Origin of the sequence: Nocardia vaccinii NBRC 15922 (assembly GCF_001613305.1) — a bacterium.
GTDB lineage: Bacteria > Actinomycetota > Actinomycetes > Mycobacteriales > Mycobacteriaceae > Nocardia > Nocardia vaccinii.
Genome location: NZ_BDCC01000009.1, coordinates 302,842 through 317,614, shown reverse-complemented (window position 1 = coordinate 317,614; position 14,773 = coordinate 302,842). Strand labels below are relative to the sequence as shown.

Genomic DNA, 14,773 nt, shown 5'->3' with positions numbered 1-14,773 from the left:
TGCAGTCTCGACGCACAGGGAGTAGAGCGCTGACGACTCCGCCCGCCCAGTTGGTGCCCGCGGCCTTGCCCGCGACCGTCGTCGTGCTCGCCTCGGGTACCGGATCGTTGTTGCGTTCGCTGCTCGAGGCCGCCGCCCAACCGGGTTATCCAGCCCGCGTGGCCGCCGTCGGCGTCGACCGGGCCTGTGCCGCAACTGATCACGCGGACGCCGCCGGTATCCCGCATTTCCGCGTCGCGCTGGGGGAGTACCCCGACCGCGATTCCTGGGACACCGCGCTGACCGAGGCGGTCGCCGCCTACGCACCCGATCTGGTGGTGTCGGCCGGTTTCATGAAGATCCTGGGCCCGGCTTTCCTGTCCCGCTTCGGCGGCCGGATCATCAACACCCACCCGGCGCTGCTGCCCTCGTTCCCGGGCGCGCACGCGGTGCGCGACGCACTCGCCTACGGGGTGCGGATCACCGGCTCGACCGTGCATCTGGTCGACGCGGGCGTCGACACCGGGCCGATCCTCACGCAGGAGGCGGTCGAGGTGCTGCCCGAGGACGACGAGGACACCCTGCATGAGCGGATCAAGGTCGTCGAACGGCGGTTGCTGGCGCAGGTCGTCGCCGCCGTCGCGACGCGAGGCATTGTCTCCGATGGACGAAAGGCAGTTATCCCAGATGAGCGAGTACTCCGGTGAGTGAACGCAGCGAACGACCCGCGAATGAGGCCGAGCGCAGGCCGATCACCCGGGCGCTGGTGAGCGTCTACGACAAGACCGGACTCGTCGAGTTGGCCACCGGGCTGCACGCGGCGGGGGTGGAGTTGGTGTCGACCGGTTCGACCGCGGCGCGGATCGCCGATGCGGGTGTCCCGGTGACGAAGGTCGAGGATCTGACCGGTTTCCCGGAGACCCTGGACGGTCGCGTCAAGACACTGCATCCACGGGTGCACGCCGGGATCCTGGCCGATCTGCGCAAGCAGGAACACGCCGATCAGCTGGTGGAACTCGGTGTGGAGGCGTTCGGTCTGGTGGTGGTGAACCTGTACCCGTTCACCGAAACCGTGGCCAGTGGCGCGAGTCCGGACGAGTGCGTGGAGCAGATCGATATCGGCGGGCCGTCGATGGTGCGTGCCGCGGCGAAGAACCACCCGTCGGTGGGCGTGGTGGTGGACGTCGCCGACTACGACCGGGTGCTCGACGCGGTGCGCTCCGGCGGATTCACCCTCGCCGAGCGAACCGTACTGGCGGCGAAGGCTTTTCAGCACACTGCGGGCTACGACGTCGCGGTGGCTGGCTGGATGACGAATGTGCTGACCGCGGAACAGGATTCGGAGGCGAAGGATTCGACCGAGCCGGATTCGGTTGCCGCGGTGCGGTTCCCGACTTGGCTGGGTGCGACGTGGACCCGCGAATCGGTGCTGCGCTACGGCGAGAATCCGCATCAGGCCGCCGCGCTGTACACCGATGCGGCGGGTGCTGCCGGTCTGGCGCAGGCGAAGCAGTTGCACGGCAAGGAGATGTCGTACAACAACTACACCGACGCCGATGCCGCCTGGCGGGCCGCCTGGGACCACACCGCGCCCGCCGTGGCGGTGGTCAAACACGCCAATCCCTGCGGGATCGCGGTCGGCGAGGACATCGCGCAGGCACACCGCAAGGCGCATGCCTGCGATCCGGTGAGTGCGTTCGGCGGGGTGATCGCGGCAAATCGCGAGGTGACCGTCGAGATGGCCGAGCAGGTCGCGGAGATCTTCACCGAGGTGATCGTCGCGCCCGGCTACGCCGATGGCGCGGTGGAAGTGCTGCAGCGCAAGAAGAATGTGCGCATCCTGATCGCCGAGCAGCCCGTCCGCGGCGGTGTGGAACTGCGCCCGATCAGCGGCGGGGCGTTGCTGCAGCAGCGCGACATCGTCGACGCCGAGGGCGACGATCCGGCCCACTGGACCCTGGTCTCCGGCGAGGCCGCCGACGCGGCCACTCTGGCCGACCTCGAATTCGCCTGGCGCTCCTGCCGTGCGGTGAAGTCGAACGCGATCCTGCTGGCCCACGATGGCGCCTCCGTGGGCGTCGGTATGGGCCAGGTCAACCGGGTCGACGCGGTCCATTTGGCGGTCCTGCGCGCCGACGACCGAGCCAAGGGTTCGGTGGCGGCCTCGGACGCCTACTTCCCCTTCCCCGACGGCCCCCAGCAGCTCATCGCTGCGGGCGTGAAAGCCATTGTGCAGCCGGGTGGTTCGGTCCGCGACCAGTTGACCATCGATGCCTGCCGAGAAGCGGGCGTCACCATGTACCTCACCGGCGCCCGACACTTCGCCCACTGAGGGGAAGGCAGCCGGGAACACGAAACCCTTTCCGGGAGTCGGCAAACCACCCACCTGGTTCCGTAAATCCCCCAGACCACACCGACGCCGAGGTTCGTGGCCCGTCTTGCCGTTCGGACGCGCGGCGATGGGGCCGAGAAGTGCCGCCGAAAGTCACCCAGGCCCGCTCACATCGGACGACACCGACACCAGGTTCGTGGCCCGTCTTGCCGTTCGGACGCGCGGCGGGTGCGAGGAACGAGTGCCCGACACGGGGCCGAGCGGTGAGACTTCGGGGGCCGCGGACCCGCCGCAGCGGAGCGGAGGCCAAGAACGCAGAGGCCGAAGATACAGAGAGACCCTGCGCGGGGCTGCGGTTCCCGCGCAGGGTCTCTTTTCATCCAGGCACCGGGCCGTGTACATCCCGGGTCCCGGGTTTCGTCATCCCGGCGGACGCCGGGAATCGGTCTGGGGTTCCCCTGGTGCGGGACGGGAATTCGGAGTAGCTCGACGGATGCGTCGCGAGGGGGAAGTGCGTGACATGAGTGCTCTGTGGGTGTTGTATGGCCTGGAGTTTCTCTACGTAACGCTTATGTCACGCAACGTATCACTTCCGAAGCGCTGCCGCTTCAGATGCTCTTGCTATAACAGCTGTTCGGGACGCTTTGTGATCGACATCACATTAGCTGGGATTTATTTCGCGCTGAGCACTTCTCGATTGCCGAGAGGTTGCTTCAGCTGGATGTCGAGGGTGCCGAACACCGCGATCATGGTGCACATGCGGCCCTGTGCCTCCGGCAGGCGGCCGGAGCGCAGTGCGATGGTGACGGTGCTGGAGGTCTCGGTGGCGGTGGCGTCGACGCCGAAACAGTCCGGCGATCCGATCTGGAAGTTCACCGCGATCCGATCGGCGGCGAGTGGGCTCCAGCTGTCGAAGGCCATCGGGCGGGCGTCGACGATTGCGGGATTCGCGGTGAACGTGCGTCCCGGATCGGGGGTCGCCTGTTCGGTCGGGGTGCTCGGCCCCGAGGTCGTGCTCGTATTCGCCTGTGTGCCACCATCGTTCGCCTGTCCGCAACCGGCCGCCAGTAGCGCCAGCAGGGTTGCGGCGGCCGCGCCGACGCGGCGCGGTCCCGAATTCGCCTTCATGCGCCACACCCTAGTGGGCTGCGCCTCCGGTTCCGGCGCCCGTGGTGTGCAGCCGGCCTGACCCACGGGCGTGCGCGGCCCGCATGCGCGATGCGAAGAGCCCCGGTAGATGTACCGGGGCTCTCGCGGCTCGACCGAGGGGATGGTCAGCGACTGGTGAACGGCAACAGAGCCATCTCGCGGGCGTTCTTCACCGCGACGGCGACCTGGCGCTGCTGCTGCGGGGTCAGGCCGGTGACGCGGCGGCTGCGGATCTTGCCGCGGTCGGAGATGAACGTGCGCAGCAGGTTCACATCCTTGTAGTCGACCACCTCGACGCCCGCGGCGATCAGGGGATTCTTCTTCGGGCGCCGCGCCTGCTCGGCCCGGACCTTCTTGGACGGTGCTCGCTTGACAGCCATATCGGTATCCTTCCTCGGCATGAGCTCTGGGCCCTACGTGGTTGCGCGAGATCTGGGTGGTCCACCAACTCGATTTGTGCACACCCGGCAGCTCCCCGCGGTGGGCCGGCTCGCGCACACGCACTCGGGAAAGGCCGAACTTCCGCGGATATCCACGTGGGCGGCCATCGGTAGCATCCCGATTGGGTAATCGTACCGGACCAGCATCGCGTGGCAGCCGCTGTAGTGCCGCACAGAGTTCTACAGTCTCGGGGGTCTGCGCGACGGGCGGCCGCCTTCGGTTCGTCGCCTCGCTCGGCACGGCAGCGGCTATCCGCTGATCACCGTCGAGTCGGCGCCGATTCCCATTCGTTCCGGACCGGTGCGCACCGCATCCTGGATACCGCGGGGTGGGTGGGGAGGTTCGAGCGCAAGTACGGTCGGCGCGTACCCGGCCGTCGCGGCGGCGAGCAGCGGGGTGGTGAGCTGGGATGGCGGTTCCCGGGCGGCGGATGTCCAGATCGAATTCCCGTAGCCGACCGGCTGTTTGGAAGGCGAGCGCACCGGATCCGGTGCCGCTGTGTGCCGACGGCACGGAGTATCGCGCGCGTCGACGGTCGATCGCCGCGGTGTGTCGGCGCCGGTCGATCCGCACCGGCGGCGGGTCGGCCGCGAGATGTGCTGTAGAACTGCGCAGTTTCACGGCATTTGTCCGTATACCGCGACCATCGGGCAAATGTTGAGATCGGTTCGAGCAGTCGAGAGTTCGCCAATGGCGATTGCGACAGAGTAGCTGATCTCTGAACTACCAACTGTCAGTTGGTTTTTGAATGTGAAAAAGTCCACGTGAAGTGATGATTTCGTGCTCCCGGCCCGGTAGCCTCATTCGGGAGGGCGGGTTCCCTCGGATATCCTGGGAACCCGCTCATCGCCATTTCTGGGGCCCGGTTCCGGCCGCACGTCCCGACGCGCTCGACCGAGCTTACGAATGTTCCGATCCGGCACCGCGTCCGAGCGGCTCGGGCAGCAGCGATTCCAGCCGCGCGAGCTGTTCGGCCAGCAACGCCAGCGGACCTTCCGCCAGCGAGAGCGGCCACGGCAACCGCGGTTGTTGTGACAGACCTCGCACCTGCTCCTCGAGTTCCGCGATCGTGGCCTCCAGATCGCCCACCTCGGTGCGCAATTCGGAAATCTGCGTCAACGCGGCAGCCACGGCGTCCACCAGGGACCGGTGCCGACCGTCCTCGTCGGTGCCCAACTGCGGCCATCCGGCCAATTCGGGCCCGCGAAGCTGGGTCTGGATATCGCGGAGTACGGCCACATGGTCCGGGGTTGCCTGCGACGCGTCGGTCTCCTCGGCGTCATCCGGGCGGGAATGCATGAGGCCACTGTAATTCGCCTACTGTTCGCGGCGCTCGGCATCGGTTGTGGCACTGCCGATCCGAAGCGGACGCAGGTGATGCACGACACTCTTCAATACCCGGGCAGGGTATTCGAACTGGCGCCATATGACGTATTTGTCCGAATTTGCGGGCATTTAACACGACTGCGGCAATTTTGCCGGGTTCTTGACTGCCGATGTTACAGTTTCGTAATCATCGAGCGCGAGTCTCTGTCTGGGCCACACGCCACGGCCCCGTGCACCCGGATTCCGGGGGGCATGCAGTGTGAGAAAGACCTGATGGGATCGCTATGAAGAAGATGACGTACGCCGTGTCGCTCGCGACCTTCGCGACGACAGCCGCGGTTGCGCTGGCCACCGGCACCGCCTCGGCCGCCGTGCCCGGCGCGGACGCTCCCGTTGTCGATCCGCACACGTTGAGCGTGCCGATCGCACCGGGTGTGCAGTACACCAGCAACACCACCGACCGCTCCACGGTGCTGGACACCCCGTTCGGCAAGGTGACCACCCAGGGCGGGCAGATCCAGGTGAACGACGCGAAGGGCTCGACGGTGTTCGGGCAGAAGACATTCCCGGTGATGCCCAAGGCTGCCGACACCGTGCCCGTGGCATCGAACGTGACGACCCACCAGGCCGATGCGACCGCCCCCGCGCCGCAGCCGGTCGACGCCCCGGCCCACGACCCGCAGGCGGACTTCAACTCCGCCCTGGGCACCGCGGCCACCCAGTTCGGCCTGGCCACCGGTGTCGGCACCATGGTCGGCGGGGTCGGCGGTCTGCTGGTCGGTTGTCCGCTCGGCGTCGCCACCGGCGGCCTTCTCACCGCGCCCACCGTCATCGGCACGCCGCTCGGCATCGTCGGCGGCTGCCTCCTCGGGGCCTCCGTGCTCGGCGGTGTCGGAGCTATCGTCGGCGGCGCGACGCTGGGCATCCCGGTCGGCGTCGCCAGCGGTGTGCAGATGTACAACAGCCTGCATGCGCAGGGAGACGTATAAAACCAGCCAGAGTATCGGGGACGCAGCGGTTTCGGTGAAACCCCGACCCTGACGGATTCGGGCCGGACCGCCCACTGTCGAGGGCGGTCCGGCCCGATTCGTTCCACTACCGCTCTCGGAACCGTCCGGGAGACCCGCTCACCCGACCGATTCGGGCGTGCGGGCGGTCTCGGCGGTGCGGTTCGGGCTGGGAATGCGGCGCTGGCGCGGGCCCTTGGGGACGCGTTTGGCGCGTGCTTCGGGCTGCAGTCGGCCCGTGCGGTCCGGCGCGACCAGAACCGCGGTGATCGGAATCGCGAGCGACATCGTGGCGACGACGAAGATCGGGATGAACATGGTGAACAGATCCCGCCCGCTGGGCTGCGGCATGGCCGGATCGATGTGGACCGAGACCCCGGCCAGGCCGAGGTAGTGAATTCCGATGATCGCGCCCGCGTACACCACGGAGATTGCGACCAGTGCCGTCGTCACGCGCCACCGGGTCGCCCACAGCAATCCGGCGGCGCCGACCACCAGCAGAACGGTACATCCGGCCATGAACCCGGGGCTGATCGTCGTGGTGCCCTGCACCGTCAGGGAGTTCAGGCCCAGATAGTTCATCAGCCCCAGACACAGCCCGGCGACCAGCCCGCCGATCGCCAGGCGCACAGGTTTGCGATCGTCGCCCGCGATGATCAGTCCGGCCAGCAACCCCACCGGCGCCGCGACGAGTGCCGCGATGCGCTGCATCAGGTCGTAGCGGACGACCCCACCGGGCAGTCCGACACCCAGCATCGTGACCGATACCGCCACCTGTGTGCCGATCGCGCCGATACACACCGCGGCCGCGATCAACCATACGAGCCGGAATTTCGCGGTCACCGACAGCGTCGACTGCCGGATACAGATCAGGCCCACCAGGGTGCCCGCCCACGCCACCCCGAGCGCCAGCACGAGCACCCAGGTCCCCATGGTGAAGTACTGCACGCAAAACCCCCTAACCGGGTCGGATTAATTCTCGATTACTTTGCTGCGTTCAGGCCTTGTACCACCGGCCGCCGTCCTGAGTCGTGATCTCGTCTCCCCGCGATGCCAGGGCGACAACTGATTTCGCGAGCACATCGGTAACTCGCCGGGAACGTCCGAAACCGTACAACATCCCTGACCGCCGCCCCGACGCGAAAGTCTCGTACCACCCGACGACCCGCTGAAGTCGCGGAGAGGCGGACTAGTGTGCTGGATCGCGGGGTCGCTCCGAGGCGGGCGGTCCGGTCAAGCGGGCGATGGCGTATTCCGTTACCGCTGCCAGGGATTGGCGCACCTGGACCGGATCACGGGCGTCGATGTCGACGATGGGTACGCCCTCGCGGATCGACAGCGCCTCGCGCAGTTCGGTCGCCGGGAAGCGGGGAGAATCGGGAAAATGGTTGACCGCCACCAGGAATGGCAGCTGCCGCGCCTCGAAGAAGTCGACCACGGCGAAACTGTCCTCGATCCGGCGGGTGTCCAGCAGTACCACCGCGCCGATCGCGCCCCGGACCAGGTCGTCCCACATGAACCAGAATCGGCGCTGGCCCGGGGTACCGAACAGGTACAGGGTCAGATTGCCGGGCAGGATGATGCGGCCGAAATCCATGGCGACCGTGGTGGTCTCCTTGCCCGGGGTGGCCGACAGATCGTCCACGCCGTCGGAGTAGCCGGTCACCATGGCCTCGGTACGCAGCGGCACGATCTCCGAGACCGCGCCGACGAAGGTGGTCTTACCCGCGCCGAAACCACCGGCCACCACGATCTTCGTGGAGGCGGTGCGGGTTTCGGCGTCCGAGACGTCAGAGAGCGCGGAGTCCACGCAGGGTCCTCTCCATGAGCGAACGGCGCTCATCGTACGTGGCGTTTTCACTGAGCGTGGTGTGCACCCGCAGCGTACCGGCGACGACCAGATCGCCGATGACGACGCGGACCATACCCAACGGCCGTTGAAGATGGGCGGCGATCTCCGCGACCGACAGCCTGCGACCGCCGAGGCGCAGGATATCGGTGCGGACGTCGCCTGCGGGCCAATCGAATCGGCTCGCATACGGCAGGGTCTCCACGACCGCCTCGAGCGGCAGATCGACCGCGGGCTGGGTGCGCCCGGCGGTCAGCGCGTAGGGGCGAACGCGTGTTGTCGGCCGGGGATCGGCTCCGAAGGAACTCGCCATGACACCGTCAGACCGACGAGCGGGCGGTGGCCTGAACGACCGCTCCGACCCGATCGGACAGTAGTGCCATCTCGTAGCCGATGCGGCCGATGTCGTGCTGCTTGTTGGCCAGCACGGCCAGGTGGGAGCCGTTGCCGACACTCATCACCAGCAGATAGCCGCGTTGCATGTCGACGATCGACTGCATCACCTTGCCGCCGTCGAACAGCTGGGCGGCGCCGGAGGACAGACTGGCCAGTCCGGCGGTCACCGCGGACAGCTGTTCGGCGCGATCCGCGGGCAGGTGCGGGCTGGTGGCCTGCAACAGGCCGTCGGCCGATACCAGCACCGCGTGCGAGACGCCGGGGACCTCGCGCGTGAAGCGCGTCACCAGCCAGTTGAGATTCTCGTCGGTGGGGGGCTGCTCGGTATCGGTCATACGTGTCCTCCATCGTTGTACTGCGCGTCGTGATGTTCGAGCCCGCCGCCGGACCGAGTTCCGTTGTACCCGTTTTCATCGCCGTACGACGCGAGGCCCGCGCGTCCGCTGCGCACACCGCTCAGGTGCCGGGATAGATTGCTGCGGATTTCCTCGGGATCGGGTGCGCCGGTGTCGGAGGGGGGAGTCAGGCCGCCCGGGACGAGCTGAGCGCCCGGATTGCGAATGGGAAGTCCACCGGAGGTCCGATGGTCCAGGGTCGGTTTGCTGGCCTCCTCGGCCGCGGCCCAGCCGGCGTCGGCGGGGGAGGACCAGGCGCCGCCCGGTTCGTTCGCCGACGGCTCGACCAGCCACTCCGAGACCATGCGCTGGTAGATGGGTGATTCGGCCGGTTCGGGAGCGCCGGGCCGCTGGACCGGCAGGGTCGCCGTCTGCGCCCACAGGTCCGCGGCCTCGGTTTCCCAGGACGGGGTGGTGCGGGCCGGTTCGGGGGTGGCGGGGGCCGCTGTGTTGCCCGGCATCGGCGGGAATTCACCCGAGGGCCAGGGCTCCGCCGCCGGGCGGCGGAGCCGCGGTCGCAGCACCTGCTCGCCGCCGGGGCCGGACCCGGCTCCGGCGGGCGAGCTCGGTGTCGCGGGCATGGAATCCGGCCCGCCCCAGGGCTTTTCGGTGACGCCACTCGGCTCGGGCCGCGCATCGGCCCAGAACTGTTGTGCTGGTTCGGATCCGGTCTCCTCCCAGCGCACCGTGCCGGACCACGAGTCGCCGCTCTTCCAACGGGCGACGTCCGGGCCTTGCTGGTACTGCGGCGCCTCGGTATCCCAATCCTGTTCCGACGCAGCCATTTCCCGCGAGCGCCAACCCGATTCCGGTCTCGACCATTCCTGCGCCGCCGACTCGTTGTCGTCCTCGTCCGGCCGCGACAACGCCGACCGGTCGGGGACGGCCCAGGGGTCACGCGCGCTCTCACCCGCGTGTCCGTACGGATTCTGTTCCTCCTCCGGCGGCTGATAGCCGATCACGCCGTCGGAGGCAGAATCCCGATCCTGGTGCGGGGCGAACAGTCCGGTCGGCTCGTCGTCGGGCTCCGGATCGTGCTGCGAGACGAACAGTCCGGTGGGTTCGTCGTCGGCAACGGCCGCGATCTTCGCGGCCGAGTCGCCGGAATCCTCGCGTGCCGGGCGGCGCTGGGGCAGCGGGGTCACCGACGAACCGAACAGCGGCACCGGGACCGCGATCTCTTCGGGCGCGGCATGAGCCGCGGTCGAGACCGGCGCGGCGGGCAGCGCGTCGCCCGGGAATTCGCCGGAATCCGGTTTGTCGGAGGTGATCAGAGATTTCGGCAGATGAACCGTGGCGGTGATGCCGGGCTGCTGCGCCATCGTGGAGGTGCGACGCAGGCTGACGGTGACCGTATGCCGCTTGGCGAGCCTGCCGACCACGTAAAGACCCATGCGGCGGGCGGTTTCGACGGTCACCTCACCGCCGGAGGCCAGCCGGTCGTTGATCTCGCGCAGATCGTCACCCGACATGCCGAGGCCGCGGTCGGTGATCTCGATCAGATAGCCGCCTTCGGGCGCGGCGGACACCGAGACCGCGACCGGAGTGCTCGGCGGCGAGTACCGCAGCGAGTTGTCGATCAGCTCGGCCAGCAGATGTTCGATATCCACCGCGGGCTCCCCGGCGACGATGCCGTCGGGCACCGCGCCGATCTCCACGCGCTGATAGTCCTCCACCTGGGAGACCGCACTCCAGAGCATGTCGGAGAGCGGAACCGGGGGCAGCTGGCCGCGGCGCAGCGCGGTTCCGGCCAGCACGAGCAGGTTGTCGCCGTTGCGGCGCATGCGGGTGGCCAGGTGGTCCAGGCGGAACAGGCTCTGCAGCCGACCCGGATTCTCCTCGTCGCGTTCGAGATCCTCGATCAGCGTCAACTGCTGTTCGACCAGGGATTGGCTACGCCGCGAAAGGGTTTCGAACATACTGCTGATCAGCAGTCGGAGGCGGGCCTGGTCGGCGGCCAGGTGCAGCGCCTGCCGGTGCATATCGTCGACCGCGCGGGCCAGCTGACCGATTTCCTCGGTGGTCTGCACGTCGACCGGGAGGATTTCCGGGGTCGCACCGCCGTCGCGCACCACCGACAGCTCGGCGGGCAGATCCACGTGGGCGACCTGCAGGGCGCCGCGACGCAGCCGGCGCACCGGCACGACCAGTGAACGCGCCACCGAAAGCGCCAGGGCCAGGCCCGCGAGCAGGGTCAGGACCACGGACGCGACGTCACGCAGAACCGTGCTGCGCGCGTCGATCGAGGTGCGGCTCAGACCCGAGGTGATCAGGTCGGCCGTGTTGTCGATGGCCTCGGTGTAGGTCGCGGTGCTGCGCTGCAGCGAATCGCTCACGCCGGCGATCGTCATCGGCTCGATGGAGTCCTGGCTCAGCGCGCGCAACCGGGTCTGCTGGGCGTCCAGCAGGACGTCCGGCTTGTACGCCGAGTTCGGCTGGACCACGGCGTACTGGTTGATCATGGTGAGTTCGGAGCCGGTCGCGGTGAGCGCCTGCGCCAGCATCGCCGGATTGTTCCTGATCTCGCCGCTGCGGATGATGAGCTGCTGCTGCAGGAACATTCGACGCGCGATGGCGAGATCGCCGAGCTGGGTGTAGTTGCGCTCGAGAACCGTTTCCTTCGGCGTGATCAGCGTGGTGACGGCGTTGCTGATGTGCGTGGCGACCTCGTCGGCCTGGGTGCCCACCACCTGGGCGGAACTGCCGTGCAGACTGTTTCGCATCCCGCGTCCGGTGGACAGCGCATCGGTGATCTCGGTGCTGACCTGCTGGTCGACCCGGGCCAGCGGCAGTGCGGACTGCAGATTGGCCGCCGCCTGGTCGAAGCGCGCGGAGACCTGGTCCAGTGTCGCCTGCCCGATGTGGTCGCCGACGCCGCCGGTGCCCGCGGCGACCGCGAGATCATCGGCGGCGGAACCGAAGTCGAGCAGTGGCCGGATGATCTGCGCCTGCTGGGTGGCGACGTTCAGCTGGGAGATGGTGCCCAACTCGTCCCGGATCCTCAGGAAGGCGAAGACCGAGGCCAGCACGACGGGCAGGAGCAGCACGATGCCGACCTTGCTCGTCACCGAGAGGTTGGAAAGATTCCGCTGCCATGGTCGCGGTGCAGTTACCATCCCGCTTCCGTCGCCTCCGCTCGCGCATTCGCCCTGCGGGTCCCACCGCGGCCGGTTCCCGGCTCGCAGCCTCACCTCGCAGGTGCTCGGCGCGCTGTGCCGAAGGCGCTGTATCCTCGGCCAGCTCTCGAGCTACCTCGCGGTAACGCAGATCCCGTCGTGCTCGAATTTGCGCAATGTGAACTGACGTTCTTCGGGTCCAACCGCCGGAGAACCGACTGCAGGTCTTCTTTTACGGCAGGCAACATACCGCGTGAACTTGGCCACGGCAATTCGGACTTCTATGCTCTGAAATTCGGTAATTTCGCCACGCACAAGGTGTTTCGTATGCGTGTGTCCGCGCGAGCGGGTAAAGCGACTGGTCACCGGCTCGCGGTGGTCGGCGTGTCGGACGGGGGCTTCTCAGTGGACTCTCAGTCGGTGCGGTCAGACTGGATCGCATGCGCATTCTGGTAGTCGACGACGACCGCGCGGTACGGGAATCGCTGCGGCGGTCGCTGACGTTCAACGGCTACTCCGTCGAGCTGGCGGTCGACGGGCTCGACGCTCTCGAACAGGTGGCCGCGCAGCGGCCCGACGCGCTGGTACTGGACGTCATGATGCCCCGGCTGGACGGCCTCGAGGTCTGCCGCCGGCTCCGCAGCACCGGCGACGACCTGCCGATACTCGTTCTCACCGCCCGGGATTCGGTCTCCGAGCGGGTCGCGGGCCTGGACGCGGGCGCCGACGACTACCTGCCGAAACCGTTCGCTCTCGAGGAGTTGCTGGCCCGGCTGCGCGCACTGCTGCGCCGGACTTCCGCCGATGCGGCGGGCGCCGACGAATCCGAGACGATGACGTTCGCTGATCTGTCGCTGGACCCGATCACCCGCGAGGTTTCCCGCGGCGAACGCGCCATCAGTCTCACTCGCACCGAGTTCTCACTGCTGGAAATGCTGATGGCGAACCCGCGCCGGGTGCTCACCCGCAGCCGCATTCTCGAGGAGGTCTGGGGTTACGACTTCCCCACCTCCGGTAACGCGCTCGAGGTGTACATCGGCTACCTGCGGCGCAAGACCGAGGCCGAGGGTGAACCCCGGCTGATCCACACCGTGCGCGGCGTCGGCTACGTGCTGCGCGAGACCCCGCCGTAGCAGTGGGCGTCATCGTGGGAAGGCATGTTCCGCGTTCGGTCGCGCGCGGCTCGGGCGGCCGGGGACGCGATGGGAACGGGCGCGGCCGCGACGTCGTGGCCGGGTTGCACCCGCACGCGGACACGCCCGATCTGCGCCCGCCGATGCCGCTGACGCGGTCGGTGTCGCTGCGCTGGCGAGTGACGCTGCTGGCGGCCTCGGTCGTGGCGATCGCGGTGGCGGTCACCTCGATCGCCGCCTATGCGGTGGTGGCGCGCGCGCTGAATGCCGATGTGGACAAACAACTTCGGGCCAGGGCGACCGGCATGATCGACCAGCGCCTGGACGCGCTGGACTATCAGGAGGTGCTGCAACTCGGCGCGCTGTACTCCAACGACGTATCCATCGCGCTGAACTATCCCGGCAGCGATCAGTGGGTTTCGTTGTCCCGCAACTCCGATTCGCCGATCGGGGCGCCCGAGGTCGCGGTGGCGCACGGCCGGTCCTCGTTCTCCCTGCGCACCAGCCGGAATCAGCGAATTCTCGCCGAGCATATGGAATCCGGTGCGACGCTGGTGATCTGGCAATCCCTGGAACCGACCCAGGAGGTGCTCGACCGGCTGGCCCTGCTGTTGTTCGTGGTCGGCGGCTGCGGCGTGGTGGTGGCCGCGGCAGCGGGAGCCGCGGTCGGCCGCACGGGATTACGGCCGGTGGCGCGGTTGACCGCGGCCGCCGAACGAGTCGCGCGCACCGACGATCTGGCGGCCATCCCGGTGACCGGTGACGACGAATTGGCCCGTCTCACCGAGAGTTTCAACACGATGCTGGTCGCGTTGGGCGAATCGCGCGAGCGGCAGCGGCGGCTGGTCGCCGACGCCGGGCACGAACTGCGCACACCGCTGACCTCGCTGCGGACCAATATGGAACTGCTGATCGCCTCGTCCCGGCCCGGCGCGCCGCGGATTCCCGAGGACGATATGGCCGAGTTGCGGGCCGACGTGGTCGCCCAGATCGAGGAGCTGTCCACCCTGGTCGGCGATCTGGTGGATCTGGCCCGCGAGGACGCCCCGGAGGACGTCTACGAACGGGTGGACGTCGGCGGGGTGACCGAGCGGGCGCTCGAGCGGGTGCGCCGCCGCCGCGCCGGAGTGGAGTTCGTCGCCGAGCTGTGCCCCTGGTTCGTCTACGGCGACGAGGCCGGACTCGAACGTGCCGTGCTGAACGTCCTGGACAACGCGGCGAAGTGGAGTCCGGCCGGGAATCAGGTGCACGTCACGATGGCCGAGACCGGGCCCGGGCTGATGGAGATCACCGTCGACGACGCGGGACCGGGAATTCCCCCCGCCGAACGCCGCCTGGTCTTCGAACGCTTCTACCGGACGATGGCCGCTCGGTCCATGCCCGGCTCCGGGCTGGGTCTGGCGATCGTGCAACAGGTGGTGACCAAGCACGGCGGGACGATCACCATCGAGACCTCCGGACGTGGCGGTGCGCTCGTCCGAATCGTATTGCCCGGCGAGAACCCGGCGCCGCCGGTGCAATAGGCCGGTGGCGAAACGGGCAATACCCCCGTGCAGTGCGCCGAATGCCGTCGACGGAGTTCCGCGGGGGCCGGTAGGTTGAGCTTACGAAGGCGGCCCGCCCACGATCGCGGAAGAACTGATGGAGAAC

Annotated in this window: 15 protein-coding genes and 1 pseudogene; 7 read left to right on the top strand and 9 right to left on the bottom strand. The window is 68.2% G+C overall.

Going from position 1 to position 14,773, the window contains the following annotated elements; genetic code table 11:
- Window positions 1-65 precede the first annotated feature (65 nt).
- From purN to NV1_RS47270, 3 genes are all read left to right on the top strand, one after another.
- Entirely contained in the window at window positions 66-686 is a 621-nt protein-coding gene (gene purN / locus NV1_RS06115; RefSeq protein ID WP_067886730.1) for a phosphoribosylglycinamide formyltransferase, read from the top strand.
- The gene (gene purH / locus NV1_RS06110) at window positions 683-2,311 is read left to right on the top strand and encodes a bifunctional phosphoribosylaminoimidazolecarboxamide formyltransferase/IMP cyclohydrolase (RefSeq protein ID WP_067886321.1); all 1,629 of its coding nucleotides are present in this window, start codon (window positions 683-685) and stop codon (window positions 2,309-2,311) included. The genes purN and purH overlap by 4 nt, the downstream gene beginning before the upstream one ends.
- Window positions 2,312-3,032: 721 nt before the next feature.
- Window positions 3,033-3,500 (top strand): hypothetical protein, encoded by a 468-nt coding sequence (locus NV1_RS47270; protein WP_507762134.1) that lies wholly within the window; start codon window positions 3,033-3,035, stop codon window positions 3,498-3,500.
- A gap of 85 nt (window positions 3,501-3,585) precedes the next feature.
- Here NV1_RS47270 and rpsR read toward each other — a convergent pair whose 3' ends face one another.
- The 3 genes and pseudogenes from rpsR to NV1_RS46710 all read right to left on the bottom strand — a co-directional run bounded on the left by rpsR (window position 3,586) and on the right by NV1_RS46710 (window position 4,383).
- Window positions 3,586-3,840, bottom strand: coding sequence for a 30S ribosomal protein S18 (gene rpsR, locus NV1_RS06100; RefSeq protein WP_067886317.1), 255 nt, complete (start codon window positions 3,838-3,840; stop codon window positions 3,586-3,588).
- Between the two features lie 64 nt (window positions 3,841-3,904).
- Window positions 3,905-4,153, bottom strand: a pseudogene (gene rpsN / locus NV1_RS41925) (30S ribosomal protein S14); the annotation flags it as partial.
- Window positions 4,150-4,383, bottom strand: coding sequence for a hypothetical protein (locus tag NV1_RS46710; RefSeq protein WP_067886315.1), 234 nt, complete (start codon window positions 4,381-4,383; stop codon window positions 4,150-4,152). The pseudogene rpsN and the gene NV1_RS46710, both read right to left, overlap by 4 nt.
- Here NV1_RS46710 and NV1_RS47265 point away from each other — a divergent pair.
- Window positions 4,311-4,562: a 50S ribosomal protein L32 gene (locus tag NV1_RS47265; protein WP_084525128.1), complete on the top strand. Its 252-nt coding sequence runs from the start codon at window positions 4,311-4,313 to the stop codon at window positions 4,560-4,562. The genes NV1_RS46710 and NV1_RS47265 overlap by 73 nt on opposite strands.
- 239 nt (window positions 4,563-4,801) lie before the next feature.
- On the opposite strand, the gene NV1_RS06090 is transcribed toward NV1_RS47265, so the two are convergent.
- The gene (locus NV1_RS06090; protein WP_067886313.1) at window positions 4,802-5,200 is read right to left on the bottom strand and encodes a hypothetical protein; all 399 of its coding nucleotides are present in this window, start codon (window positions 5,198-5,200) and stop codon (window positions 4,802-4,804) included.
- Between the two features lie 311 nt (window positions 5,201-5,511).
- Here NV1_RS06090 and NV1_RS06085 point away from each other — a divergent pair, with 311 nt between their 5' ends.
- Window positions 5,512-6,216 (top strand): hypothetical protein, encoded by a 705-nt coding sequence (locus NV1_RS06085; RefSeq protein WP_067886311.1) that lies wholly within the window; start codon window positions 5,512-5,514, stop codon window positions 6,214-6,216.
- A gap of 138 nt (window positions 6,217-6,354) precedes the next feature.
- On the opposite strand, the gene NV1_RS06080 is transcribed toward NV1_RS06085, so the two are convergent.
- From NV1_RS06080 to NV1_RS45510, 5 genes are all read right to left on the bottom strand, one after another.
- Window positions 6,355-7,182 (bottom strand): MHYT domain-containing protein, encoded by an 828-nt coding sequence (locus NV1_RS06080; RefSeq protein WP_067886309.1) that lies wholly within the window; start codon window positions 7,180-7,182, stop codon window positions 6,355-6,357.
- 241 nt (window positions 7,183-7,423) lie between these two features.
- Window positions 7,424-8,044 carry a GTP-binding protein gene (locus NV1_RS06075; protein ID WP_067886307.1) on the bottom strand — a complete coding sequence of 207 codons (621 nt, stop codon included), beginning with the start codon at window positions 8,042-8,044 and terminating at the stop codon, window positions 7,424-7,426.
- A complete protein-coding gene (locus NV1_RS06070; protein WP_067886305.1) occupies window positions 8,025-8,396 on the bottom strand; it encodes a DUF742 domain-containing protein in 372 nt (123 codons plus the stop codon). Before NV1_RS06070 ends, NV1_RS06075 begins: the two co-directional genes overlap by 20 nt.
- A gap of 7 nt (window positions 8,397-8,403) precedes the next feature.
- Complete coding sequence (locus tag NV1_RS06065; RefSeq protein ID WP_067886303.1) at window positions 8,404-8,814, bottom strand: roadblock/LC7 domain-containing protein; 411 nt, start codon at window positions 8,812-8,814, stop codon at window positions 8,404-8,406.
- On the bottom strand, window positions 8,811-11,942 hold the full coding sequence (locus tag NV1_RS45510; RefSeq protein WP_067886301.1) for a HAMP domain-containing sensor histidine kinase: 3,132 nt from the start codon (window positions 11,940-11,942) through the stop codon (window positions 8,811-8,813). Before NV1_RS45510 ends, NV1_RS06065 begins: the two co-directional genes overlap by 4 nt.
- Window positions 11,943-12,430: 488 nt before the next feature.
- Here NV1_RS45510 and NV1_RS06055 point away from each other — a divergent pair, with 488 nt between their 5' ends.
- The gene (locus NV1_RS06055; protein WP_067886299.1) at window positions 12,431-13,123 is read left to right on the top strand and encodes a response regulator transcription factor; all 693 of its coding nucleotides are present in this window, start codon (window positions 12,431-12,433) and stop codon (window positions 13,121-13,123) included.
- Between the two features lie 143 nt (window positions 13,124-13,266).
- Complete coding sequence (locus NV1_RS06050; protein ID WP_084525158.1) at window positions 13,267-14,646, top strand: HAMP domain-containing sensor histidine kinase; 1,380 nt, start codon at window positions 13,267-13,269, stop codon at window positions 14,644-14,646.
- Window positions 14,647-14,773: the final 127 nt, after the last annotated feature.